Here is a 23,411-nt window from a genome sequence, read left to right as displayed (position 1 = left end):
TGCGGGAGCGCTCCCACGCACCGCGCCCCGCACCCCTGCCCGCCCCCACGGCGGCACCGGCCCGCCGTGCACACCTCGCGGAAGAGAGACCATGGATTGTCATATACATGACTACAACGTGCGGCATCGTGCGACGCGCATGCTGACCGTGCTCCTTCTCGCGCTGCCCGCCCTCCTGCTGACCCTCCTCGCCCCGTCGCCCGCCACCGCCGCCGGTGACGACAGACCACCTCGCACGGACCCGGGGAAGGCCGCCGCCTCCGTACCGCTGCCGTCGGTCGCCGCGACCACCACCCAGGTCGCCTCCGGGCTGCGCCGCCCCACCGCGCTCGTCGCGCCCGACGACGGCACGGACCGCCTGTTCATCACCGAGAAACGCGGCACCGTCCGCGTCTACCACCCGGACACCGGTCTGGCCTCGGCGCCGCTGCTCGACATCACCTCCGCCGTGGACGAATCCGGCAACGAGCGCGGCCTGCTGGGCATCGCGCTCCCGTCCGACTTCGCCACCAGCCGCACCCTGTACCTGGCGTACACGGCCCTGCCCGACGGTGCCGTCACCCTCGCCCGCTACCGGCTCCAGGAGCAGCGCCTGGAGGTCCTGCTCGCCCAGGAGCACGCCGAGTACAGCAATCACAACGGCGGCCAGCTGGCGTTCGGCCCCGACGGCCACCTCTACTGGAGCATCGGCGACGGCGGCGGCTCCGGGGACCCCTTCGCCGCCGGCCAGCGGCTGGACACCCTGCTGGGCAAGATCCTGCGCATCGACGTCGGCCGGGCCTGCGCCCCGCTCGCCTACTGCGTCCCCGACGACAACCCCTTCGTCGGCACGCCCGGCGCCCGGCCGGAGATCTGGCACCACGGCCTGCGCAACCCCTGGCGGTTCTCCTTCGACCGCGCCGACGGCTCGATGTGGATCGGCGACGTCGGTCAGGGCCGGTGGGAGGAGATCGACCATCTCCCCGCGGGCCGGGGCGGGCTGAACCTGGGCTGGTCCTGCTACGAGGGGCTGGAGAGGTTCGAGGGGGGCCACTGCACACCGGGCGCGACGTACACCGAGCCGGTGTTCACGTACTCCCCCTACACCGGCGGCTGCTCGGTCATCGGCGGGCACGTCTACCGGGGCCGCCAGTACGCCGACCTGGTCGGCGGCACGTACATCGCCACCGACTACTGCTCGTCCACGGTGTGGGCGCTGCGTCCCGACGGGAGGGGCGGCTACGAGCAGGCGGAGATCGGCCGGATGCCCACGCAGGTGACGTCGGTCGGCACGACGGCCGACGGGGAGTTCTACGTCGTCAACGACCTGCCGGGCGGTCTGCACAAGGTGTCGTTCGCGCAGGAGGAGCCCACCTGCCGGGTGGAGCGCACCGTGACGTCCTGGGGCACCGGCACGACCGTCGACCTCACCGTCACCAACACCGGTGACACCCCGGTGGACGGCTGGGAGCTCCGGTTCCCCCTGGCCCTCGGGCAGAGTGTCGTCTCCGACTGGAACACCGACCTGATCCAGCTCAGCAACACGATCAGGGCGTCCAACGCCCCGCACAACGCCCGGATCGCGCCGGGCGCGAGCGTCACGCTGGGCTACCTGGCCGACCACACGGGCGACGCGTCGCCGCCGCCGCGGTTCACGCTCAACGGTGAGGCCTGCGCGGTGGTGCGCTGAGGCGACGGACCGGCGTCGGGTGGAGGCAGGGGGCCGGCCTCGGGAGGAGCGGGGCCGGCGCCGGGAGGAGCGGGGTCGACCTCGGGAGGAACACGGGGTCGGCGTCGGCGGCGCCGGGAGGGGCACCGGGTCGGCGTCGTGGAGTGGTGCCGTGCCGCGTGTCAGGCGGTGCCCCGTTGTCAGGCCGTGCCGCGTGTGTCAGGCGGTGCCGCGTCCGAACAGTGGCGCCAGCAGCAGCTGGGCGGCGCCCTCGGCGACCCCGCGCTCCCCGCCCGGCGCGATCCGCACCGGTACGGCGCCCTCCTGCCCGCCCTCGCGCCGGGCGCGCGCGTCCAGGACGGCGCCGACACCGCCGACGAAGGCCTCGGGTGCGGCGGCGACGGTACGGCCGCCGAGCAGCACCAGGTCGATGTCCAGCAGCCCGGCGAGGTTGGCGGCGCCCGCGCCGAGCACCCTGGCCGCCTCGTCCAGGTCGCCGCGGGCGACGGCGCCCAGGCACAGCGCCTCGACACAGCCGCGGGCGCCGCAGGTGCAGGGCGGCCCGTCCAGCTGGACGACCTGGTGCCCGAACTCACCGGCCCCGGTCCGCGCCCCCCGGTGCACCGCCCCGCCGATGACCAGGCCGGCGCCGAGGCCGGTACCGAGGTGCAGGTAGGCGAAGGAGCCACCCGGAGCGACGCCCGCGGCGCCGCTGGCGCCCCGGGAACCCCGGGAACCCCGGGAACCCTGGGAGTCCCCAGCACCCCCGGCACGCCCGCCCACGGCCCCCGCGGCCCCCACGGCCCCCACGGCGAGTCCCAGCGCCGCCGCGTTGGTGTCCTTGTCGACGACGACCGGCACCCCGAGCCGCCGCGCCAACGCGTCCCGCAGCGGGAAGCCGTCCCACTCCGGGAACCCCGTGACCCGGTGCAGCACCCCCCGGGCGTGGTCCAGCGGACCGGGCAGGGCGACGCCCAGGCCGAGCAGGGTGGGCGCACCGGCGAGGGACGCCCACAGGTCCTCCGCCACCCGGGCCACCCCGTCCAGTACCGTCGCCGAACCGGCGCCGAGGTCCAGTGGGCGGCGGCGCTCCCCCACCACGGCACCGTCGAGGTCGACCAGGACCGCCCGCAGTTCGTCCCGGTCCAGGTGCACCCCGAGCGCGTGCCCGGCCTCGGGCACCAGCCGCAGCACCGTACGGGGCTTGCCGCCCGTGGAGGCGCGGCGCCCCGCCTCCGCCACGAGGCCCTCCTGCCGCAGCCGGGCGGTGATCTTGCTGACGGCCTGGGGGGTGAGCCCGGTCCGTTCGGCCAGCTCCAGCCGGCTGATGCCCTCCGCACCGGCGGTGCGCAGCAGGTCCAGCACCAGCGCGGTGTTGTGGCTGCGCAGGGCGAGCAGATTGGCGCCGCCCGGCGCACCCGCACCGGCGCCCACACCCGCCCCCGCCGTCACCCTCGCTCCCGCGCCCCGCAGGCCGCCGCCACCACCGTCAGTCCTGTTCACGCCGCCCATTGTCCCCGCTGCTTGCACTTTGGCAACAGCGTTGCGAAAGTGGACGCATGACTCGTACACCTCCCGGCACCCCGCTCCGCGTGGGACTCGTCGGCTACGGCCTCGCGGGCTCCGTCTTCCACGCGCCGCTGATCGCCGCCACCGAGGGCCTGGCCCTGGACACGGTGGTCACCTCCCACCCCGACCGGCAGCGGCAGGCGCGCGCCGAGTTCCCCGACGTGCGGACCGTCGCGACACCGGACGAGCTGTTCGACCGCGCGGACGAGCTGGACCTGGTCGTCGTCGCGTCCCCGAACAAGACGCACGTGCCGCTCGCCACCACCGCCCTGAAGGCCGGCCTGCCGGTCGTCGTGGACAAGCCCCTCGCGGGCACGGCGGCCGAGGCGCGCGAGCTGGCGGCGCTGGCCGAGGAGCGCGGGCTGCTGCTCTCCGTCTTCCAGAACCGCCGCTGGGACAACGACTTCCTCACCCTGCGGGCGCTGCTCGCCGAGGGCGCCCTGGGCGACGTATGGCGCTTCGAGTCCCGTTTCGAGCGCTGGCGGCCGAAGCCGAAGGGCGGCTGGCGCGAGTCCGGCGACCCGGCGGAGATCGGCGGCCTGCTCTACGACCTCGGCAGCCACGTCGTCGACCAGGCGCTGGTGCTGTTCGGCCCGGCCGCGCAGGTGTACGCCGAGTCCGACGTCCGCCGGCCGGGCGCGGAGGCGGACGACGACACCTTCATCGCGCTCACGCACGCCAGCGGCGTCCGCTCCCACCTCTACGTCTCGGCGACCACCGCCCAGCTCGGCCCCCGCTTCCGGGTCCTCGGCTCGCAGGCCGGCTATGTGAAGTACGGCCTGGACCCGCAGGAGGCGGCGCTGCGCGAGGGCAAGCGGCCCGGCCCCGGCTGGGGCGAGGAGGACGAGTCGCTGTGGGGCCGCGTCGGTGCGGGAGAGTCCCCGCTGACCGGCGGGGGACGTGTGGAGCCGACCCGGCCGGGCGACTACCCCGCCTATTACGCGGCCGTGGCGAAGGCGGTGCGCGAGGGCGCCCCCAACCCGGTGAGCGCGCACGAGGCGGCGGCGGCCCTGGACGTGCTGGAGGCCGCCCGCCGTTCGGCCCGAGACGGAGTGACGGTGACGCTGTGACGACACACGGGACGACGGGGTCCGCCCCGAAGAGGACGACGGGGCCCGCCCCGAAGACGGCCGGCGACCAGGCCCCGAGCCTGGAGGAGCTCCAGGCGCAGGAACGGCGCCTGGTCTTCCGCTCGTTCACCCACGACGACGCGTGGGCGCTCGGCTCGCTGCTGGTGGAGCTGGCCCGCGAGCGGCGGGCGCCGGTGGCCATCGACATCCACCGCGCCGGCCAGCAGCTCTTCCACGCGGCCCTGCCCGGCTCCACGCCCGACAACGACGCCTGGATCGCCCGCAAGCGCCGGGTGGTGGAGCGCTACGGCTCCGCGTCGTACCTGGTCGGTGCCCGTTTCCGGGCCAAGGGCACGACGTTCGAGGAGTCCTCCCGCCTCGACCTCGACACCTACGCGGCGCACGGCGGCTCCTTCCCGCTCACCGTGGAGGGCGCCGGAGTGATCGGCGCGGTGACGGTGTCCGGCCTGCCGCAACTGGAGGACCACCGGCTGGTGGTGGAGGCACTGGAGCGGTTCCTGGCCGAGCGGGGCGCGTAGCCCGGCCGCACACCCGGCACTCGTCCTGCCGGACGCCCGGCATTCGTCCGGCAGGACGCCCGGCACTCGCCCGGCCGGACGCCGCCGGGAATCACCGGCGCCCCGCACTGGTTGGCAGGCGACGTAGGAGTGACGATCATGCCCACCAGTGAAGGGATCGCACCCATGCGCGACGCGACGAGCGCCCTGAAGGAATCCGTCGGACGGTACGGCGTCTGGAGCGTCGGCCTGCGCTCCGAGGACCCCGGCGGGCGTGCCGAACGGGCGGAGGCGACGGCCGAGTTGGAGGAGCTCGGCTACGGGGCGCTGTGGCTCGGCGGCAACAGCGACGCCGGCCACGCCGCCCCGCTCGTCGCGGCGACCTCGCGGATCACGGTCGGCACCAGCATCCAGAGCATCTGGGAGCACGAGGCCTCCGCCACCGCGGCCCGCTTCGCCGAGCTGGAGGTGGCGCACCCGGGCCGCTTCGTCCTGGGCCTGGGCGTCAGCCACGGCCCGCGGGTGCGGGCGTACGGCCGCCCGTACTCGACGATGGTCGAGTACCTCGACGCCCTGGACAAGGCGGGCATGCCCGCCCACCGCCGGGTGCTGGCCGCGCTCGGCCCGAAGATGCTGGAGCTGTCCCGGGACCGGGCGGCAGGCGCGATCCCGTACCTGGTCACGCCCGAGCACACCGCGCAGGCGCGGGAACGGCTGGGCGAGGGCCCGCTGCTGGCCCCGGAGTTCAAGGTCGTCCTCGAGTCCGACCCGGCCCGCGCCCGCGCCACCGCCCGCGACTACCTGGCCCGCTATCTGGAGCTGCCGAACTACACGCAGAACTTCCTCCGCCTGGGCTTCACGGAGGACGACGTCACCGGGGGCGGCAGCGACCGACTGATCGACGCGGTCTTCGCCTGGGGCGACGAGACCGCCGTCCGCCGCCGGATCGCGGAGTTCCACGAGGCCGGCGCCGATCACGTCGCCCTCCAGGTGGTGGAGGGCACGGACCAGAACGTCCTGCCGCGGGAGGGGTGGCGCCGGCTCGCTTCCCTGCTGGCGTAGGGCCGCCGCGCCGGGGGCCGGGGGCCGATCCCCCGGCGCCCCGGCGGGCGGTCCCCTCAGGCGTCCTTGAGTTCCTGCCGCTGCCTGCCCAGCCCCTCGACCTCCAGCTCCACGACGTCCCCGGCCCGCAGATACGGCTTGGGCTCCGGCTGCCCCATGGCCACCCCCGCGGGCGTCCCCGTGTTGATGACGTCACCGGGGTAGAGCGTCATGAACTGGCTGACGTACCGCACGACCTCCCCCACCGGGAAGATCTGGTCGGCGGTGGTCCCGTCCTGCTTCAGCTCGCCGTTCACCCACAGCCGCAGGCGGAGCCGCTGCGGGTCGGGCACCTCGTCGGCGGTCACCAGCCACGGCCCCAGCGGATTGAACGTCTCGCAGTTCTTGCCCTTGTCCCAGGTCCCGCCGCGCTCGATCTGGAACTCCCGCTCGGAGACGTCGTGGGCGACGGCGTACCCGGCGACCGAGGCGAGTCCGGCCTCGGCCGACTCCAGGTACCGGGCCGTGCGTCCGACCACGACGGCCAGCTCGACCTCCCAGTCGGTCTTGACCGAGCCCCGCGGCACGAGCACGGTGTCGTGCGGCCCGACGACGGTGTCCGCCGCTTTGAAGAACACGACCGGCTCGGCGGGCGGTTCGGCGCCGGTCTCCCGGGCGTGGTCGTGGTAGTTCAGCCCGATGCACACGACCTTGCCGATCCGCCCGACCGGCGGCCCGATCCGCAGCCCGGTCGCGTCCAGCGCGGGCAGCTCACCGGCCTCGGCTGCGCCCCGTATCCGGCCGAGCGCGGCGTCGTCGGCGAGCAGGCTCCCGTCGATGTCCGGTACGAGACCCGACAGGTCCCGCAGGGTGCCGTCGGCGTCGAGCAGCGCGGGCCGCTCGGCCCCCGCCGCACCGACTCGCAGCAGCTTCATGATCCCCAACTCCCTCACGTCGCGGGTGCCCCGCCCGATGAGGTGCGACTGGGTGCGGCCGGCGCAGCCATCGGAGGACTTGGTCGATCCTCCAAGGCGGGGGTCCACTCCGCAATACCCCGTTCACGTACTGGACCGTAGGCACCTCTGGTGGCGGCGCGTCCGCCCCGCCCCGCTCCGCCCCGCCTGCGGCGCGGGACGCGGGGCTCACGGCACACGGCGCACCGCGGCCGTCCGGCTACGGCGCCGGTCGCCGTCCGGATACAGCCGTGGTTGCCGTCCGGCTACAGCGGTGGTTTACGGGCGATCCGCTTCCCGCGGGATGCCCGAGCCACGCGGACTTCCTAGCTTGGGCGCACCGGCGCAGCAGGCGCCGGCTCTCACAGGGGAGGGACGCACATGTCCTCGAGGACACCGGGAAGACCCGCCCGCACCCGGGCGTTACGCACCACCGCGTCACCGAGAGCGACGAAGACCTGGCTGGCGCTGTCGGCCGTACTCGCCACGCTGCTGACACCGCTGACCATGGCCACGCCGTCGGCCGCCGCGCCCGCGACACCCGGCGCCGCACCCGCGGCGGCGCAGGCCGACACCTTCGACGGCCGGCCGGTGCAGTACTGGAACTCGGTCCTGCTGGAGGTGTTCCAGCGCCAGCGCGGGGTCGGACCGGGCCCGCTCGCGCGCGCGGCGGCGATGATGAACGCCGCGATCTACGACGCGGAGAGCGCCTACCAGCGCACCTGGCACACGCTGAAGTTCGAGCCCTACCTGGAGGCGCCCAAGTACTCCGGGGCACCGCTGCGGGAGGGCCCCCAGGAGGAGGAACGCCTCATCGGGCACACGGCCCGCAACCTCCTGGTACGCCTGTTCCCCGGCCAGGCCACCTTGATCAACACGCGGTTCACGGAGCGCTTCGGCCACGAGTGGACCGACTTCGACATCCTCAAGCCGCTGGCGGCCGAGCCGATCGCCGACCGGATCTGGAACACCCGCTACGAGGACGGGTCCCGCGAGACCGAGTCCTACCGGCTGGACGGCGAGCCCGGCGCCTGGCGTCCGACCGGCAACCCCGGCTGCACGGCCGAGAGCGACGCCGTCGACCCGCACTGGGGGAGGGTACGGCCGTTCACCCTGCCCTCCGGCGACCTGTTCCGGCCCGCGACACCCGAGACGTACGGCACGTACGAGGCCCTGCTGGCCAGCCCGGAGTACCGGGAGCAGGTGGCGGAGGTCCGCAGGCTGGGCGGGGCGGGCTCCACCGCCCGCACCACCGAACAGACCGCCGCGGCCTGGTTCTGGGCCAACGACGCCGACGGCACCTACAAGCCGCCCGGCCAGTTCCTCGAGCTCACCGGCACCCTGGCCGACCTGCGCAGGGTGGACACGTACCGCACGGCCCGCATGTACGCCCTGGTCTCGCTGGCGATGGCGGACGGGGCGATCGCCGAGTGGGACGTGAAGTACGGCACTCCCGTCGACCTGTGGCGCCCGGTGTCGGCGATCCGGGAGGGCCTGAACGACCCGGACTGGCGGCCGCTGGGCCCCAGCCCCTGCTTCCCCGCGTGGGCGTCGGGCCACGCCACGTTCGGCGGAGCCTGGCAGTCGGTGATGAACGAGGTCTTCGGCACGGACCGCATCACCTTCACCGCGAGCACCGACGACCCCAAGGCCCCGGTCAAACACCGGACGTTCGACAGCTTCAGCGCCGCCGCCGAGGAGAACGCCGACAGCCGCCTCTGGCTGGGCGTCCACTACCCATGGGACGCGGTGGACGGCCTGGAACTGGGCCGGGACGTCGGCGGCTACGTCGCCGCGAACGAGCTGCGGAGGCTGTGACGCGGGGCGGTGCCGCCCGCCGCGGGGGCTGTGACGCGGAGGCGGTGACGCCCGGTCGCGGGGACCGCAGCCCCTGATGAGGACCGGGGGTCCGCTGCTCGGACCCCCGGTCCATGGCCCTCACCGGTACAGCACGGCCCGCTCGACGGCGCTCCACGTCGTGCTGGTGACGACGTACAGCGCGGCGGCGAGGGGCACGACCGCGACGGTGACGAGGGTGAAGAAGGACAGGAACGGCATGACCTTGCCGACGGCACCCAGGCCGGGCACGTCCTCACCGGTCACGGGCCGGTCGGCCATCGTCCGCCGGGTCCGCCGGCAGGTGAACGCGGCGACGGCGGCCACGACGGCGAACAGCCCCAGATACACGAGCCCGGCCCCGCCGACGACGCCGCCCGCGCCCAGGGCGTCGGCCCACCGCCCGCCGAGGGGCGCGGCGAACAGCCGGTGGGACAGCAGTTCGTTGGCCCGCCCGCCGATCGAGGAGCTGGAGAACAGGTGGTAGAGGAGGAAGAAGGCGGGCAGCTGGCAGAGGCTCGGCAGGCATCCGGCCAGCGGCGACACCTTGTGCTCGGCGTGCAGCTCCAGCACGGCCCGTTGCAGCCGCTCGGGGTTCTTCCCGTGCCTGCGCCGCAGCTCGGCGATCTTCGGCTGAAGTTCGGCGCGGGCCTTCTGCCCGCGGGCGGCGGCGAGGGACAACGGCAGCACCAGCAGCCGTACGACAGCGGTGAACACCACGATGGCGGCGGCAGCGGAGGAGGCGCCGAACAGCGGCTGAAGCAGCTCGGCGAGCCGCTCGACCAGACCGGCGAAACCGGCGAAGAAGGATGACACGGACATGGGTGGGTGAGCCCTCCGGGGTCTCGTCGTGCCGGACGAAGAAGGTGTGCGGCATGACGACCCGCCCGCGCGGGGCCTGACTGCTTGCTCTGGGGAGGGGCCCTACGCGGCGGTCGCCGGGAGGGCCGACCCGGGCGCTCGGGGCCGGCGGCGGCCCGCGGCGTCGGGATCGCGTTGGGGCAGGAAAGCGGTACGCCGGTCCCGGTCGCGGATGGCCGTGCGCACCCGGGTGGGCGGCACGACGGGCGCGCAGCGCGCGGCGATCACGGCACAGGCGGCGAGCGCGGCCCCGGCCGCGGCGGTGGCGGCGAGGGCGACGGCGGCGGGAAGACCGCCGGCGTCGAGGAGGGCGAGCTGGAGGAAGAGAACCGGCAGCACGGCGAGGAAAGGCATCCGCAGCCCACGCGACTCAGCCACCACCCCCCGCATCTCCTCTCCCCTCCCCCTCTTCCCTCTCACACAGCAGAACCCCAGACTCACACAGCAGAACCCCAGAAGCCCGTCCGCCGGACACCCGTACACCGGAGCCGACGAGCCGCGGCAGGGTCCCACTCGGAGGACGCGGCAGGCGCCCGCCGGGTTCCCCACCGCCTGACCTTCGTCACCTGACGGCAGTACGGTGTCCCTCATGCGCCCCGACACGCCTGCCGAGAACGTCGACCACACCGCGGAGGCGGCACGCCTGGAGCGGACCGCCGGCCTCTACCCCGAGGACGCCGAGGCCCTGCTGCTGCGGGCCGCGGCCCACCTGGAACTGTCCGGCGACCGCCCCGCCGCGAGCACCCTCTACGACCGCCTGCTGTCCTCGCCGGACGGGCTGGAGAACCCGGCCCTGGTCCGCGCCCTGAAGGCGTCGAACCTGTGGGAGTACGGCCACGAGGCCGAGGCCCGGGCGATCATCGACGGCGTCCGCGCGGCGTCCCCGCGCGACGCGGCGCCCTGGGTCATCGCGGCGGAGGCGCTGGAGGCGCACGACGAGCTGGAGGCGGCCCACGAGACGTTCACGGAGGGCGCGCGCCTGCTGCTGGCGGACGTGCCGGAGCCCCCGCGCCCGACCCGCCCCCTCCTCATCGGCCGCCACCGGGTCCGTCGGATGCTGGGCCTGCCGCACGACGACTGGGACGCCCTGGCCGACACGGTCCACTCGATGCCGGTGACCCTGGACGAGTTGCACGACCCGTCCCGCGTCTGGTCCCTGGGCTCGGACAATCCCGCGGACCTCCAGGCGGAGATCTCCCGCCTCCGCGCCGAACTGGGCGCCTACCGCGAGGCCCTCTCCCGCCCCTTCCCGGTGGCGATGCTCCACTGGCCGGCGGGCGAACTGACGGAACTGCTCGAGGCGTACCCGTCCCTGTCCGCCGAGTACCCCTCCTACGAGGAGCACGTCGCGACGACGGAGGCGGCCCTGCGCGAACTGGCCGCGTCCGGCACCCCGAACCTGGGCGTCGTCCGCGGCACGGTCCCCTCCTACGAGGCGTTCGCGGCATCGGAGGGCTCCTCCCCGGACGACGCGACGCTGCTCCCCCAGTACGCGACGACCCTGGCGGCCCGGGGCCGCGCAACGGAGTGGCCGCCGGAGCGGGGGGCTGCGTGCTGGTGCGGGTCGGGGCGGGGTTATGGGGAGTGTCACGGGGCTCAGGGCGTCTGACGGGCCGAGACCGTCCGCGTCGCCGCCTTCGTTCCCCGAAGCGCCGTCCGGTACGCACGGCCCCATTTCTTCCGAACCCACTACTCCTTCACAATCGCAGGCGCTAACGTCGCAGACGACCAGCTGAACTGGCATGTCCCTCAGACACCCGGGGCATGTCCCGGCCCGCGAGGAACGCCTGCATGCCGCCGTACCAGCCGTCTTCCGACTGGCAGTTCGACGTACCCACCATCGGGAGCAAGCGGCTGCCTCCGACGGCCAGGTCGTTCGACTCGCTCGCGCACCAGGGATACAGCTTCGAGGCGGCCATCGCCGACCTGATCGACAACTCCATAGATGCCGGGGCCCGCAACATCGTCGTGAGCTTCCTGCGGGACACCGGTGAGCGAGGCTGCCGCGACCGCCTCGTCGGTCTGCTCGTCGTCGACGACGGCCACGGCATGGACGAGTCGGGGTTGGACACGGCGATGACCGTCGGCGGACGTGCGGAGTACGCCCCCGGCGCCCTCGGGCACTTCGGCGCCGGGCTGAAGGCCGCCTCGCTCTCGCACGCCGACGCCCTCACCGTGATCAGCAGGACCAAGCGGAGCCCGTCGGCCGGTCGGCGCTGGCTCACCGCCCGCGCACAGGCCGGTTTCACCTGCGACATCGTGGACTCGACGTACTGCCAGGACCTGGTCGACCGCTACGACGGCGTCATCGGCTGGCACGGCACCATCGTGCGCTGGGACCAGGTCCGCGCGTTCGAGACGATCACAGAAGGCCAGACCGATCGCTATCTCAACGACGCGATCGAACGGCTCGAGACCCATCTGGGCCTCTTTCTCCACCGCTTCCTCGCCCGTGAGGGCTTCCACATCGACATCGTCGTCGAGGACGTCCACACCCGGGAGGAGCTGGACCACCGGGGCGTGGAGCCCATCGACCCGTTCGGCTACCGGGTCCCGGGCCGGGCCGGCTACCCCCGCACGTACCTCGCTCCCGTCGAGGGGGTCGGCGACGTGCCGCTGGTCGCGCACATATGGCCGCCCAAGTCCCCGCTGGTGGCGTACCGCGGCATCGGGTCGCTCGCGGAACGTCAGGGGTTCTACCTCTACCGCAACGACCGCCTCGTCCAGGCCGGCGGCTGGAACGACACCCGGAGCGCGGAGGCCCACCTCGCCCTCGCCCGCATCTCCGTGGACCTGCCTTCCGAACCCAACGAGGTGTTCGCGCTGACCGTCAAGAAGGACGGGGTCCAGGTCACCCCGGCCTTCGCACGAGGACTCGAGAACGCGAAGCATCCGGAGACCGGTCACTGCTTCGCCGCATACGTGCAGGAGGCGGAGGCCACCTACCGGGAGGCCGCACGGCGTCGTACGGAGGTCAAGCGCAAGGCCGTCATTCCGCCGGGCAAGGGCCTCGACCCGAAGCTGAAGCGGACGCTGCGGGACGAGCTGCCGCAGCTGGAGGGCGAGGAGCCCATCACCTTCACCTGGGCCCGGCTCGACGTGCCGGCCGGTGTCGCCCCCTCCGACCTGCTGTTCACGATCGACCACAAGGAGCGCAGGGTCGTTCTCAACAAGGACTACCGGCACGTCTTCAACGGCACCCGGCGTGGCGGATCCAACGACGCCCCGGTCCTGAAGAGCCTCCTCTACCTGATGCTGAACGAGATCTTCCAGAAGGAACGGGTCTGGGCCAACCAGACCGACCGGATCGCCCTGTGGAACAGCGTGCTCGTCACCGCGGTCCGGGCCGAACTGGCCCGCGCCGAGGCTTAGGCCACGCCACCGTCCACCCGTACGCCAGAAAGAGTCTCCCCGTCGCCGTGACCGAGAACCCGTACGCTGCCGACCGTCTCACCGACCTCCACGGCGAGGTTCTCGACGCGATGAGCCGGCGTGGCCCCAGGCACTTCGCCAAGCTGGCCTTCGCCCTCGCGGACACCGACGAGCCGGCGGACATGGACATGTCTTGTCTCTGCGACCGCATCCTGACCGCGGACTCCGCGGACGGCCTGATCACACTCTGGCGGCGCAGGCTCACCGCCTGGGACTTCGAGCAGTCCCCCGCCTGGTCGACCACCGCCCCGCGCACTCCGCAACGTCGCGCCGAGATCTACGACAAACTCGCGTTCGCCCCGGAGCTGCGCAAGGCGTTCGACGCCGCCGTCCCGGTCCACACGGAACCCGGCCCCGTCACCATCAGCCGCGAATTCCGGCCCTGGTACACCCGGGAGCTGGCGGCGAACCGCTCCTTCTACTGGACCTCTTACGAGCAACTGTTGCGTCGCAAGGGCTGGAACGACGCGGCGATCTCCGATCTGGACGAGGCGGCCCACGCGGTCGTGGAGCGCCTGGCCGACCCCACCCGTGACGACCCCTACGGTGCGCGCGGCCTGGTCGTCGGCTACGTGCAGTCCGGAAAGACCGCGAACTTCACCGGTGTCACGGCGAAGGCGATCGACGCGGGCTATCGGCTGGTGATCGTCCTCGGAGGCACGCTGAACCTGCTGCGCGGCCAGACCCAGCGCCGCCTCGACATGGAGCTGATCGGCCGGGAGAACATCCTGGGCGCCGCCGACCCGAACGACCCGGACGCCCTGGTCGACATCGACTACCAGGACGACGGGGACTGGCCGGAGAAGTTCGTCTCCTTCGGTGCCCGCCCGTCCACACTCGGAGCCTTCGACATCGAGCGCCTGACCTCCCGCGACCGTGACTACATGGCGCTGGAACGCGGCATCAGCGCGCTGGAGTTCGAGAAGCCGGACCGCACCCGTCCCCTCCACGACCCGGCGAACCTCCATTCGGCACGCGCGCGCGTCATGGTCGTCAAGAAGAACAAGTCGGTGCTCGAGAAGCTGGTCAAGGACCTCAAGAAGATCGGCCCGATCCTCGGTGAGATCCCGGCCCTGATCATCGACGACGAGTCGGACCAGGCTTCCGTGAACACCACGGATCCGAAGAAGTGGGAAGCCGGCAGGGTCACCCGTTCCGCGATCAACGGGCAGATCAGCAAGCTCCTCAAACTCCTGCCCCGTGCCCAGTACGTGGGGTACACCGCGACGCCGTTCGCCAACGTCTTCGTCGACCCGGGGGACGAGGAGGACATCTTCCCGCGCGACTTCCTGATCTCCCTGACCCGTCCCACCGGGTACATGGGGGTGCAGGACTTCCACGACCTGGACGGTGTCGAGGACGGCGCGGTCGGGGCCGAGGAGAAGCACGTCCGCGGCGTCCATGACTCCACGGGCGACCGCCTCCGGGAGGCCCTTGACGCTTTCGTCCTGACAGGAGCCCTGAAGCTCTACCGCGCCGACCACGGTGTGCCCGACGAGCCGTTCCGTCACCACACGATGCTCGTGCACGAGTCGGTCCGCATGGCGGAACACACCGCGCTCGCCCAGCGCATCCGCGCCCTGTGGGACAACTCCGCGTACACCGGCCCTGAGGGCCACGCGCGCCTGTCGTCGCTCTTCGAGAAGGACTTCCGCACCCACGCGGACGACTCCCTGCCCACTCCCGAGACATACACGGACCTCAAGCAGTACGTCCATGACGCCCGCCGTCTCATCAACAGGGGCGGCACCCCTGTCATCGTCGTCAACGGTGAGAGCGAACGCGACTACGCCCAGCCCGATCTGGACTTCGACCGCACCCCGAACGTCTGGAAGATCCTCGTGGGCGGCACCAAGCTCTCCCGCGGCTTCACGGTCGAGGGCCTCACGGTCACGTACTACCGCCGCACGACCCGGCAGGCCGACACCCTGATGCAGATGGGGCGCTGGTTCGGGTTCCGGCCCGGGTACCGGGATCTGGTACGGCTCTACATCGGCCGTGAGGAACAGCTCGGCAACGGCCGCGCCGCGAAGACCGTCGACCTGTACGAGGCCTTCGAGGCGATCTGCCGCGACGAGGAACTCTTCCGCGCCGAGCTGGCCCGCTACGCGCCCTTGGTGGACGGCCGCCCACAGGTCACCCCCGCCCAGATCCCGCCGCTCGTCGCCCAGCACCTGCCATGGGTGAAGCCGTCGGCCCGCAACAAGATGTTCAACGCGGAGCTGGTGGAGGTGCGGTCGCCGGGCGTCTGGGAGGAGCCCACGGCCTATCCCGAGGACCCGGAAGCGCTGCGTCACAACACGGAATGCTGGGCTCCGATCCTCGAGGCCCTGCCCGGCGCGCCCGTCACCCTGGGCGTGGACGGTGGACCGCAGTACGACGCGCGCGTGGGCATCGTGTCCCACCAGGAGCTGCTCAGTGTGCTGTGCGACCTGCGCTGGTCCGCTCCGCAGCAGTTCTCGCCGCACCTCGAGTTCCTGCTGGACGCCGGCAAAGAGCCGGGCACGATCGACGACTGGTCCGTGATCGCTCCGATGCAGACGTCCGCTCGCCGGAACGAGGCACGCATCCTGGGACACGGGCCCTTCTCGCTGGCCCGCCGACAGCGACGCCGCGGCCCCCTGTTCGGCGCGATCCGCGACCCCAAGCACGTCGCGGCGGCGAAGCGCCTGGCCGGGGCGACGGGCCCGACAGGGAACGCGACCGTCGAGCGGCATGTTCGCCCACGGCGGGGTGCGCTGGTGCTCTACCCCGTGGTGGAATCCGAACCCCGGATCATGTCCGACGGTTCCGTCGATCCACGTGACCTCGTGATGGCGTTCGCCTTCGTCGCGCCGCCGTCGACAGCGCGGGACGATCGTCCGTTGGTGCGGTTCCGCGCGATCGACTCGACCAGAGCGGACGAGGCGATCATCAATCGTGACGACACCCGTTCGTGAGGCTCGACGACAGTGAACAGCATGACGCCTTCCTCCCCCGGCGTCTCGGCCCGCATGAGCCGGCAGGCGAGCAAGGACACCGGGACGGAGCTGGCCGTTCGACGGCTCCTGCACGCCGCCGGGATGCGCTACCGGGTGGAGTATCCGGTGCCGGGTATGCCGCGCAGGCGCATGGACGTTGCGTTCCCTCGGCTGAGGGTCGCCGTCCTGATCGACGGCTGCTTCTGGCACGGCTGCCCACAGCACGCCACACAGCCCAAGGCCAACGCGGAATGGTGGCGCAGCAAGCTCGACCGGAACATGGCCCGTGACCGTGAGACGACGGAGCATCTGATCGCGGAGGGGTGGACGGTGCTGCGGTTCTGGGAGCATGAGGCCCCCGAGGACGTGGCCGTACGGGTGGCGGCGGCCGTGGAGCGGCGCAGGGCGGAACTGAGCAGGGGGAGAACGAAGTGAGACCACTGACCTTCGTGGACGTGTGCTCCGGCGCGGGTGGCCTGGCCCTCGGGTTGGAGCAGGCAGGCTTCGAGCCCCGCCTGCTGCTGGACCACGACGAGCTCGCGGTCACCACGCTGCGGACGAACCGTCCGCGGTGGAACGTGCTCGACGCCGATCTGTCGGACTTCGACCCGACGGAACACCCCGTGAGCTACAACGTGGATCTCCTGGCGGCGAGCCCACCCCGGGTGAAGTCGAGTGCGACCGTCGGACGCGCGGACTCGGGCGTGGAGGAGCGGCTGTTGGAGGCCACCGTCTATCTCGCCCACGCGATCCGCCCCCGCGCGGTGCTCATCGAGAACGTGCCCGGCCTCGCGCACTCGGACGTGTACCAGCCGTTCCGTGACTTCGCTCGGGCGGAACTCGTGCACCTGGGCTACGAGTTGACGTGGTTCGTGGTGAACGCCGCCGACTTCGGCGTGCCGCAGAATCGCAAACAAGGGGTACTGGTGGCCGTCGAGCGAGGCCGGGCGCGGGAGTTCCGACCGCCGACGCCCACCGTTCAAGAGCCGACGACCGTCGGTGACGTCCTGGGCCCCTCCATGGCCGCGCGCGGTTGGCCCGACGCCGCGCGCTGGGCCGCCCGGGCCGATCAGCCGGCTCCGACCCTGGTCGGGGGCTCGAAGAACCGGGGCGGCGCCGACCTCGGCCCGACCGGGGCCAAGCGGAAGTGGGCCACCATGGGCGTCGACGCCCACACGGTGGGCAACGAGGTTCCGGGACCCGACTTCGTCTGGGCCCCCAGCCTCGGCCGGGATCATATGGTGAAAATCACAGTCGAGCAGGCGGCGTTGTTGCAGGGATTCCCCGAGTCGTGGGAGATCGCCGGCCGGAAGACCGCCCGATACCGCCAGGTCGGGCACGCGACACCACCGCCCGTCGGTCGGGCGCTTGGACGGTCCGTCGCCGAAGCGCTGTACGGGGAACCGGCGCCCTCCGCGGCCGGCTAGACTTCCGCCACATGACCAGCACGCCGCCCCACACGTCCATCCTCGAAAAGCCCCTTGTCCTGGACCTCTTCGCGGGGCCGGGCGGGTTGGACGTCGCCGGGCACGTGCTGGGTGTCCCGAGTCTCGGCATCGAGTGGGACAGGAGCGCGTGCCTGACGCGGTACGCGGCCGGCCTGGACACCCTCCACGCCGACGTGAGCGCGGTTCGCAGGGAGTCCTTCGAGTCGCTCCCCCCGGAGATCAACGTGCTCGCCGGCGGTCCGCCGTGCCAGACGTACTCGGTGGCGGGGCGCGGGGCGGGGCGCAAGGCGCTGGAAGAGGTCAAGGAATTCATCAGGCGGCTGATGGCGGGCGCCCCCGACGAGGAGATCGACTCGGAACTGAAGAAGCTCAGCGACCCGCGTACCGCTTTGGTCCTCGAGCCTCTCCGGTACGCGATCCAGGCGACCAGGAGCCCCAACCGGGGGCACCGGCCGTACGACGTCATCGTCCTGGAGCAGGTCCCCGCGGTCGTGGAGGTCTGGCGGCACTACGCCGCGGCGCTGCGGGGCCCGGGCCTTCCCGACGGAACGACGTACGAGGTCGACTTCGGGGTCCTCGCCACCGAGACCTACGGGGTGCCGCAGACCCGGTCCCGCGCCGTGCTGATCGCCCGTCGCAAGGGGCTCGGTAGGCCCAGGCTGCCCAAGCCGACCCATCGGGCCTACGAGGCGAAGGAGTGGAACCGCAGGAACGGCGCCGTCCCCGCTCAGGGCCAGGCGACTCTCGACGAGCTCTGCGCCCAGGAACCCCCGTCCCGCCCCCCGAAGGACGACGAACCCGAGCACTGGCTGTCGATGCGCGACGCTCTCGCCGAAGAGGTGGGCACGCATCCGGGTCGCAAGCGGCCCTTCCTGGTCCGGTCGAACTACGGCAGCTCCGGCATCCCGGGACGGCGCGGCGTGCGGACCGACCAGCAGCCCGCCACCACCGTCACCGGCCGCATCTCCCGCTTCGTGGTCTTCGAGCACCTCGACGACCACACCGTCTACGAGGGCCCACGGTTCAGCATGAACGAAGCGGGGATGCTGCAGAGCTTCCCGCCGGACTACCCGTGGTCGGGTACGGCCCAGGCCCAGCAGGTGGGCAATGCCGTGCCGCCCTTGTTCGGGGCGCACCTCCTGAGCGCCGCGCTGGGTCTCCCCGCGCCCACACCGGAGATGCTGCGGAAGCCGTGGGTGCCGGCCACCGAGGAGCAGCGCGCCAAGCTGCGGAGCCACGGCTGCGGGGCGGCGGACGGCTGCACCGCCCGCTGCCCGCGCCCCGAGGAGCAGACACCTCCTCGGTCCGCGCCCCCACGGCCACGCAAGAGCAGGTAGCTCTGCGCCGCCGTGTCAGTCCTCACTCTTCCGGCCTCTGACCGGCGCGGTTTCGAACAGTTCGGCGAAATAGTCGGTAAGCGCGGCCACGGACGTCTCGGGGACGGGGTCCTCATCTGGGCCCTCCGGGAGTCCGTGGCGTGAGACCGGTGGCGCCGACTGGGCCTCCGCGATCCAGTCGCGCAGCCGGGCGGGGTCCCTGGGCTCGTCGGGTGCCAGGACGTCGTAGATCAACGTCGCTCCGGCCGCGTTGACGGCCACGCTCAGACCGTCGATCTCCCGCCCGCCCGTGACCTTTCCGTCCTTCAGCAGGCGGACCAGGGCCTGAGCGGTGGGGCGGTGGTCGACCAGGTCCTTCCGGAGAACGGTGTGGATGAGGTACTGATTGCCGCACGCGACCTCGACCGGCTCATAGTCCGGCCCGTTCCGGAAGAGTTCGGCCGCCCACCACAGGCGGGAGAAACACTGCCGGTCCCCGGGGCCCCGGAAGCGCTCCACCGCGACGCGTCCTCCTGGCTCCGAGAGGTGCCGCCACACGACATAGTCAGGCGCGACGGCCAGCGCCAGGTGGTTCCACAGACGCTTGTCCGCCGCCTCCCGACGCGTCAGACGCAGGGTGGCGTGGAGCCGTGGCGCGAGCCAGGCGTCGGCCTTGGTGCGTTCCTTGTCGAAGGCGAACATGGCGTCCTCGACGAGACTGCGAACCGGCTCGACCCACCATCTGGCGTCGTCCTCGGGGAGCGGCTCGACGACCTTGGCGAGGTCGATGCCGCTGTGTACCTCTTCGCCTCTGAGCAGGCCCTCGGTGAGGAAGGGGTCCGCGGCCGAGTTGGAGAGCAGCGCCAGACGTTCCGGCGCGTGATGGGGCTGGGTGATCACGTCTCGCTCTCCCTGTTCGTCCGTTCCAGAGCGCGGATGGCGAAGCCCACCGCCCTGGCGGCCTCCGCGCGCCGGACCGCCGCGTAATGGACGCGTGTCTGCAGCTCACCCCAGCCCGACTCGCCGGTGCGTCGGCGGTGGACCTGTCGCAGAGCCTCCTCGACGTGCACACCCGGGACGACGTCCGGGAGCATCTCCCGCAGCACCTCGCCCTGCCAGTCGGTGGGGAAGACCGGGCCGCCACCGGGTTCCACCTCCAGGTCGCCGATGGCGCCGTGGAACACCGCCGTCCAGACGTCCGTGGCCATCTGGGCGACGAGGAGGTCACGCACCTTGCTCTCCACACCGGTGCCGCCGCTGTCCAAGAGCCCGTCGATCCCGTCGATGTCGGTGTTGACGAACACGGTGGGGACGCGCGCCGTGGTGTCCACGAGCCAGGGGGCGTCGGCGTAGGCGCGCAGCCATTCCCTGGAGCTCTTGCTGAACGACGCCTTGCGGACGTCCAGTCGCAGACCACTGACCGGCTCGTCGGAGACCGTGTCGACGACCCAATTCCGGTCGGTCTCGGCGATCGACCGTCCCCGTACGCCGTCGACCGTCCCGACGGCGTACGCGCCGAGGGACGCACGTCCCAGGTGGTCGTCGCGCAGCACCTCCAGGGAGCCCGACCAGTCGTGGCCGCCCTCCGTGTCACGCGTGAGGGCCGTCGAGGTGCGGACGTTGGTCTCCCCATCGGTCAATACGGCGAGGACACGCAGATCGGACCAGGCGGCGTCGGGGGCGTCGGCACCGGGCGGCAGCGTGGCGGAGAGACCGATCGTGGCACTCACCCAATCCGCGTGCCCCGCGACCCCGAGGGCGACGGCCTGCTCCTGGGTCGAGTAGGCGCTGGTGTCCAATGGGTCACGGGTGCCGTCGGCGAGCTTGAGGGAGACCGATGTCACTCTGAGCGTGATCGGGCGGTTGAGCCGCTTGTACGGGTAGATCTTCACGCGTCACGCCCCCTTGCCGGCGTGCAGCTCGACGACGAGGCGGGTGAGTGTGGTCCGCACCGGATGACTGGAGACGTCGGTGGCTCCTCGGAACCTCGCTCGGCGGGTGCCGGGCGGGAAGCGCAGCACACCGTCCTCCACTTCGCAGCCCTCGACGGCCACGAGTTCCGCCCAGTCGAGTCGCGGGCGTCCGCCGGAGCGGACATCCAGCTGGGCGACCGGCACCATCTGGACGATCTCGTCGCCGCGCGGGATGGTCACCTCCGCGGTGATCAGCCACTCCCCTCGGTCACCGACCGTCGCATCCAGCCCGTTCAGCACCGGGACGACCGGCCCGGAGGGCACCTTCGCCTTGGGTCGGCTCCTGACGGTCAGCGCCTTGCGCAGCGCCTCACCGCCCTCGTGCCTGCCGCGCTTCGGGCGGGCGACGAGTTCCCTGACCGCGCTGTTGGCTTCGGAAGTCAGGCTCTTGATCCGCCGGTGGGCCGAAGGCGACCAGCGCAGGGACAGCTCCTCCGTCTGCCCCCAGCGGTCGTGCTCGGGCGGTTCCGCGGCACGCAGGAACTCCTCGGCCTCCTTCGCGAAGGGGGCCGACTCGCCGGCAGCCTCGCCGACGAGGAGGACGGCCTGGAACGGGTTGGTGCCGAGCGGAAGGTTCGGCACCGTGGCCTTCTTGACCGTCATACGGTTGCCGCGCAGCGAGTGCAGCTGGTTCGTCGGTGTGTCCTTGTCGTTGGCGGCCTCGGTGACCAGCAGGACCGCCTGATGGGTACCGAGCGTGCCGCGGGCGCCCCCGGACAGCGGCAGCTTCAGCGGAACGTTTCTGGAAGCCACCTGACCGGCCTCGGTGAGGCGGTCCACCGTCGTGCCTTCGTAGTGGGCCCGCAGGGCGCGGGTTCGGGAGGGCTGCTCGACGGACGGATCCACCTTCGTGTCCGGGATCACCTCCTCGCCGTTGCGCAGAGCCCGGACCGAGACCTCCAGCAGCGGAAGTCGGCCGCCGCCACCGATCATGGCGGCCCAGAAGTCACGGCCCAGCGCCTCGACCAGCCGGCTGTGCATCCTGCCGATGTCGCGGGTGTCCTCCGGCCCCTCTTCGTCGCGGGGGCTCCCGTCGTGGTCGAGCATCTCCCCTTCGAGACTGGCCACGTCGTGCGCACCCACGACGAGGAAGGACGTACCGGGTTCGTCACTGTCCCGGGTCAGATGCAGGCGGGCCACGGTCTCCTCGTCCGCCCACCAGGAACGGGCGACCTCGGCGCCCGGTGAATCGGGGTCGGGGCGTCCGAACCAGGCGGGGCCCGCCCAGGGACGCCCGTCGACCTCCCGCCAGGGCAGTTCGAGCCGGCCGATCACCCGTCGCTCGGTACGACCCTCGTGCGGCACGGACAGGGTGGAGTTGATGAGCACGAGGCCGAGGGCACTGGTCGCCCACAGCGTCGCCTTGCCCAGTCCGTAGGAGCCTCCTGCGGCGGGACCGGACTTCAGGCTCTCGAGCTGGCGCCGGACGACGGCGGCGAACTTGCCGTCCGCGTAGTCGTCGCCGGTGAGCCCGGAAGCGTTGTAGTCGTCGACCCGCAGCAGGAGCAGGCGGCCCTTCTCGTACATGTCGCGCACACCGGCGTCGACGACCCTGCCGACCTTCTGGTTGCCGGCGACCTCCGAGACGGCGGAGTAGTGCGGGAAGAGGTCGTTCCAGAGGATCGCCTCGCGGAAGGCGTCCAAGTGCTCCCCGGTCAGCTCGTGCAGGGTGTAGCGGACGCGGACCGGGCGTCCGTTCTCCGTCAGCCGCTCGTCGAGGCTGTTCTGACACGTCTCTCGGGCGAGGACCTGGACATCCGCGTCGAAGGCGAAGGCCGCGGCATTGCCCAGGTCACGGCCACCGTCGGGATAACCGGGGCGGTGGTACCAGGTGATCGGGAGGCCGGCCTGAGTGTCGGTGGTGCGGGTGTGCACCGTGCCGACGTCCGTGCCCAGCGCCTTGGCGATGTCCGTCATCACGGTCGGGCGCGGGGTCGACCGTCCGGCGACCCAAGCGGAGACGGCGGCCCGGGTCAACCCGAGTTCCTTGGCCAGTTCGGCCTGCGTCTTCCCCGCGAGCTTGAGCTGCCGGGCCAGCCACGGCCCGAACTCCTCACCTGTCTCCACGCGCCACCTGCTCTTCTCGGGACGAACGTAGGAAGGAGGCTAATTTGACGATCGCCATCGCGTCAACCAACGGTTAACCGAAGACGCTGCCCCAGCAAGCCCGTCACGCCGATCCAGATGATCACGTTCGTCCGTTTTGGGCATCCCTGGGTCACCTTCGCGGCGCGGAGCGATGAACTCCGTTCACGCCGGGCGGAGTTGGGTTGCTCATTCCGCCCGACACCGCTACCTTCGCCATGCTGGAAAAGCCAGCTCGTCCGCGAACCGAATAATTCGGAGGCCGGGCGACCGGGGGTGGAGTGTGCCCGAAAGCGGTCAACACTCCGGCGCGAAAACGTTTTTCGTGAACGGCTGGCGAGCCGGAGGAACCACCCGCTACCGTGATCGACGGGAGCCACTCCCACAGCTCAAACCTTTTCGCTTCACGGGGGACGTGACCCGACTGCACACCCCTGCGCGAATACGTACAAGACTCGACAGGGGCGGGATTCTCATTGAACGAGGACGGGTGTTTTCCGTTACTGCTCTCCCAGCGGGAGCAGAATGCGCTGACAATGGACATTCGGTCGGCAACGAGCAAGCCCGAAGTGGCTGATGTGCTGAACCGACACGCCATTTCCGAGGACGATTTCGTCGCGGGTTTCCCCGATCTGGCGAAGTGGATTCAGGAGTTGCCCGACGAGAGACCCTCTGACGCCTGATGCCGAGCCCCTCCCTCC

At 71.9% G+C, this 23,411-nt stretch carries 19 protein-coding genes; 12 read left to right on the top strand and 7 right to left on the bottom strand.

Annotation, left to right across the window (positions count from 1 at the left end):
* Positions 1–139 precede the first annotated feature (139 nt).
* Positions 140–1,669, top strand: a complete 1,530-nt coding sequence (locus ACZ45Q_RS04310; protein ID WP_468254641.1) for a PQQ-dependent sugar dehydrogenase — start codon at positions 140–142, stop codon at positions 1,667–1,669.
* Between the two features lie 198 nt (positions 1,670–1,867).
* On the opposite strand, the gene ACZ45Q_RS04305 is transcribed toward ACZ45Q_RS04310, so the two are convergent.
* The gene (locus ACZ45Q_RS04305) at positions 1,868–3,160 is read right to left on the bottom strand and encodes an ROK family transcriptional regulator (RefSeq protein ID WP_468254639.1); all 1,293 of its coding nucleotides are present in this window, start codon (positions 3,158–3,160) and stop codon (positions 1,868–1,870) included.
* Between the two features lie 47 nt (positions 3,161–3,207).
* On the opposite strand from ACZ45Q_RS04305, the gene ACZ45Q_RS04300 reads away from it, so the two are divergent.
* The 3 genes from ACZ45Q_RS04300 (at position 3,208) to ACZ45Q_RS04290 (ending at position 5,867) form a co-directional block, all read left to right on the top strand.
* Positions 3,208–4,287: a Gfo/Idh/MocA family oxidoreductase gene (locus ACZ45Q_RS04300; protein ID WP_468254636.1), complete on the top strand. Its 1,080-nt coding sequence runs from the start codon at positions 3,208–3,210 to the stop codon at positions 4,285–4,287.
* A gap of 80 nt (positions 4,288–4,367) precedes the next feature.
* A complete protein-coding gene (locus ACZ45Q_RS04295) occupies positions 4,368–4,826 on the top strand; it encodes a heme-degrading domain-containing protein (protein ID WP_468255323.1) in 459 nt (152 codons plus the stop codon).
* A 165-nt stretch (positions 4,827–4,991) separates the two neighbouring features.
* The gene (locus ACZ45Q_RS04290; RefSeq protein ID WP_468255321.1) at positions 4,992–5,867 is read left to right on the top strand and encodes an LLM class F420-dependent oxidoreductase; all 876 of its coding nucleotides are present in this window, start codon (positions 4,992–4,994) and stop codon (positions 5,865–5,867) included.
* Positions 5,868–5,923: 56 nt separating this feature from the next.
* On the opposite strand, the gene ACZ45Q_RS04285 is transcribed toward ACZ45Q_RS04290, so the two are convergent.
* Positions 5,924–6,781, bottom strand: a complete 858-nt coding sequence (locus tag ACZ45Q_RS04285; protein ID WP_468254633.1) for a fumarylacetoacetate hydrolase family protein — start codon at positions 6,779–6,781, stop codon at positions 5,924–5,926.
* A gap of 399 nt (positions 6,782–7,180) precedes the next feature.
* Between ACZ45Q_RS04285 and ACZ45Q_RS04280 the strand changes: the two genes are divergently transcribed.
* Positions 7,181–8,617, top strand: a complete 1,437-nt coding sequence (locus tag ACZ45Q_RS04280; protein ID WP_468254632.1) for a vanadium-dependent haloperoxidase — start codon at positions 7,181–7,183, stop codon at positions 8,615–8,617.
* 120 nt (positions 8,618–8,737) lie between these two features.
* Here ACZ45Q_RS04280 and ACZ45Q_RS04275 read toward each other — a convergent pair whose 3' ends face one another.
* Positions 8,738–9,457 (bottom strand): YidC/Oxa1 family membrane protein insertase, encoded by a 720-nt coding sequence (locus tag ACZ45Q_RS04275; protein ID WP_468254630.1) that lies wholly within the window; start codon positions 9,455–9,457, stop codon positions 8,738–8,740.
* 102 nt (positions 9,458–9,559) lie between these two features.
* Positions 9,560–9,850: a DUF6412 domain-containing protein gene (locus ACZ45Q_RS04270; RefSeq protein WP_468255319.1), complete on the bottom strand. Its 291-nt coding sequence runs from the start codon at positions 9,848–9,850 to the stop codon at positions 9,560–9,562.
* Positions 9,851–10,085: 235 nt separating this feature from the next.
* On the opposite strand from ACZ45Q_RS04270, the gene ACZ45Q_RS04265 reads away from it, so the two are divergent.
* The 6 genes from ACZ45Q_RS04265 to ACZ45Q_RS04240 all read left to right on the top strand — a co-directional run bounded on the left by ACZ45Q_RS04265 (position 10,086) and on the right by ACZ45Q_RS04240 (position 18,673).
* A complete protein-coding gene (locus ACZ45Q_RS04265) occupies positions 10,086–11,105 on the top strand; it encodes an SEC-C metal-binding domain-containing protein (protein WP_468254628.1) in 1,020 nt (339 codons plus the stop codon).
* A 182-nt stretch (positions 11,106–11,287) separates the two neighbouring features.
* The gene (locus tag ACZ45Q_RS04260) at positions 11,288–12,868 is read left to right on the top strand and encodes an ATP-binding protein (protein ID WP_468254626.1); all 1,581 of its coding nucleotides are present in this window, start codon (positions 11,288–11,290) and stop codon (positions 12,866–12,868) included.
* Positions 12,869–12,978: 110 nt separating this feature from the next.
* Complete coding sequence (locus ACZ45Q_RS04255) at positions 12,979–15,867, top strand: Z1 domain-containing protein (protein WP_468255316.1); 2,889 nt, start codon at positions 12,979–12,981, stop codon at positions 15,865–15,867.
* A 54-nt stretch (positions 15,868–15,921) separates the two neighbouring features.
* Entirely contained in the window at positions 15,922–16,323 is a 402-nt protein-coding gene (locus ACZ45Q_RS04250; RefSeq protein WP_468255313.1) for a very short patch repair endonuclease, read from the top strand.
* Positions 16,320–17,315 carry a DNA cytosine methyltransferase gene (locus ACZ45Q_RS04245; RefSeq protein ID WP_468254624.1) on the top strand — a complete coding sequence of 332 codons (996 nt, stop codon included), beginning with the start codon at positions 16,320–16,322 and terminating at the stop codon, positions 17,313–17,315. The genes ACZ45Q_RS04250 and ACZ45Q_RS04245 overlap by 4 nt, the downstream gene beginning before the upstream one ends.
* A gap of 11 nt (positions 17,316–17,326) precedes the next feature.
* Positions 17,327–18,673 (top strand): DNA cytosine methyltransferase, encoded by a 1,347-nt coding sequence (locus ACZ45Q_RS04240; RefSeq protein ID WP_468254622.1) that lies wholly within the window; start codon positions 17,327–17,329, stop codon positions 18,671–18,673.
* A 15-nt stretch (positions 18,674–18,688) separates the two neighbouring features.
* Here ACZ45Q_RS04240 and ACZ45Q_RS04235 read toward each other — a convergent pair whose 3' ends face one another.
* The 3 genes from ACZ45Q_RS04235 to ACZ45Q_RS04225 are packed head-to-tail and all read right to left on the bottom strand — an operon-like array spanning position 18,689 to position 22,692.
* On the bottom strand, positions 18,689–19,552 hold the full coding sequence (locus ACZ45Q_RS04235) for a DUF6339 family protein (RefSeq protein ID WP_468254620.1): 864 nt from the start codon (positions 19,550–19,552) through the stop codon (positions 18,689–18,691).
* Positions 19,549–20,544, bottom strand: a complete 996-nt coding sequence (locus ACZ45Q_RS04230; protein ID WP_468254619.1) for a hypothetical protein — start codon at positions 20,542–20,544, stop codon at positions 19,549–19,551. Before ACZ45Q_RS04230 ends, ACZ45Q_RS04235 begins: the two co-directional genes overlap by 4 nt.
* A gap of 3 nt (positions 20,545–20,547) precedes the next feature.
* A complete protein-coding gene (locus ACZ45Q_RS04225) occupies positions 20,548–22,692 on the bottom strand; it encodes a helix-turn-helix transcriptional regulator (RefSeq protein WP_468254616.1) in 2,145 nt (714 codons plus the stop codon).
* Between the two features lie 494 nt (positions 22,693–23,186).
* On the opposite strand from ACZ45Q_RS04225, the gene ACZ45Q_RS04220 reads away from it, so the two are divergent.
* On the top strand, positions 23,187–23,393 hold the full coding sequence (locus ACZ45Q_RS04220) for a hypothetical protein (protein WP_468254614.1): 207 nt from the start codon (positions 23,187–23,189) through the stop codon (positions 23,391–23,393).
* The last annotated feature ends 18 nt before the right edge of the window (positions 23,394–23,411 follow it).

The organism is Streptomyces sp. NPDC031049 (assembly GCF_055571015.1).
Note: the sequence above shows the minus strand (reverse complement) of the source record. Positions and strands in the feature narration are given on the sequence as shown.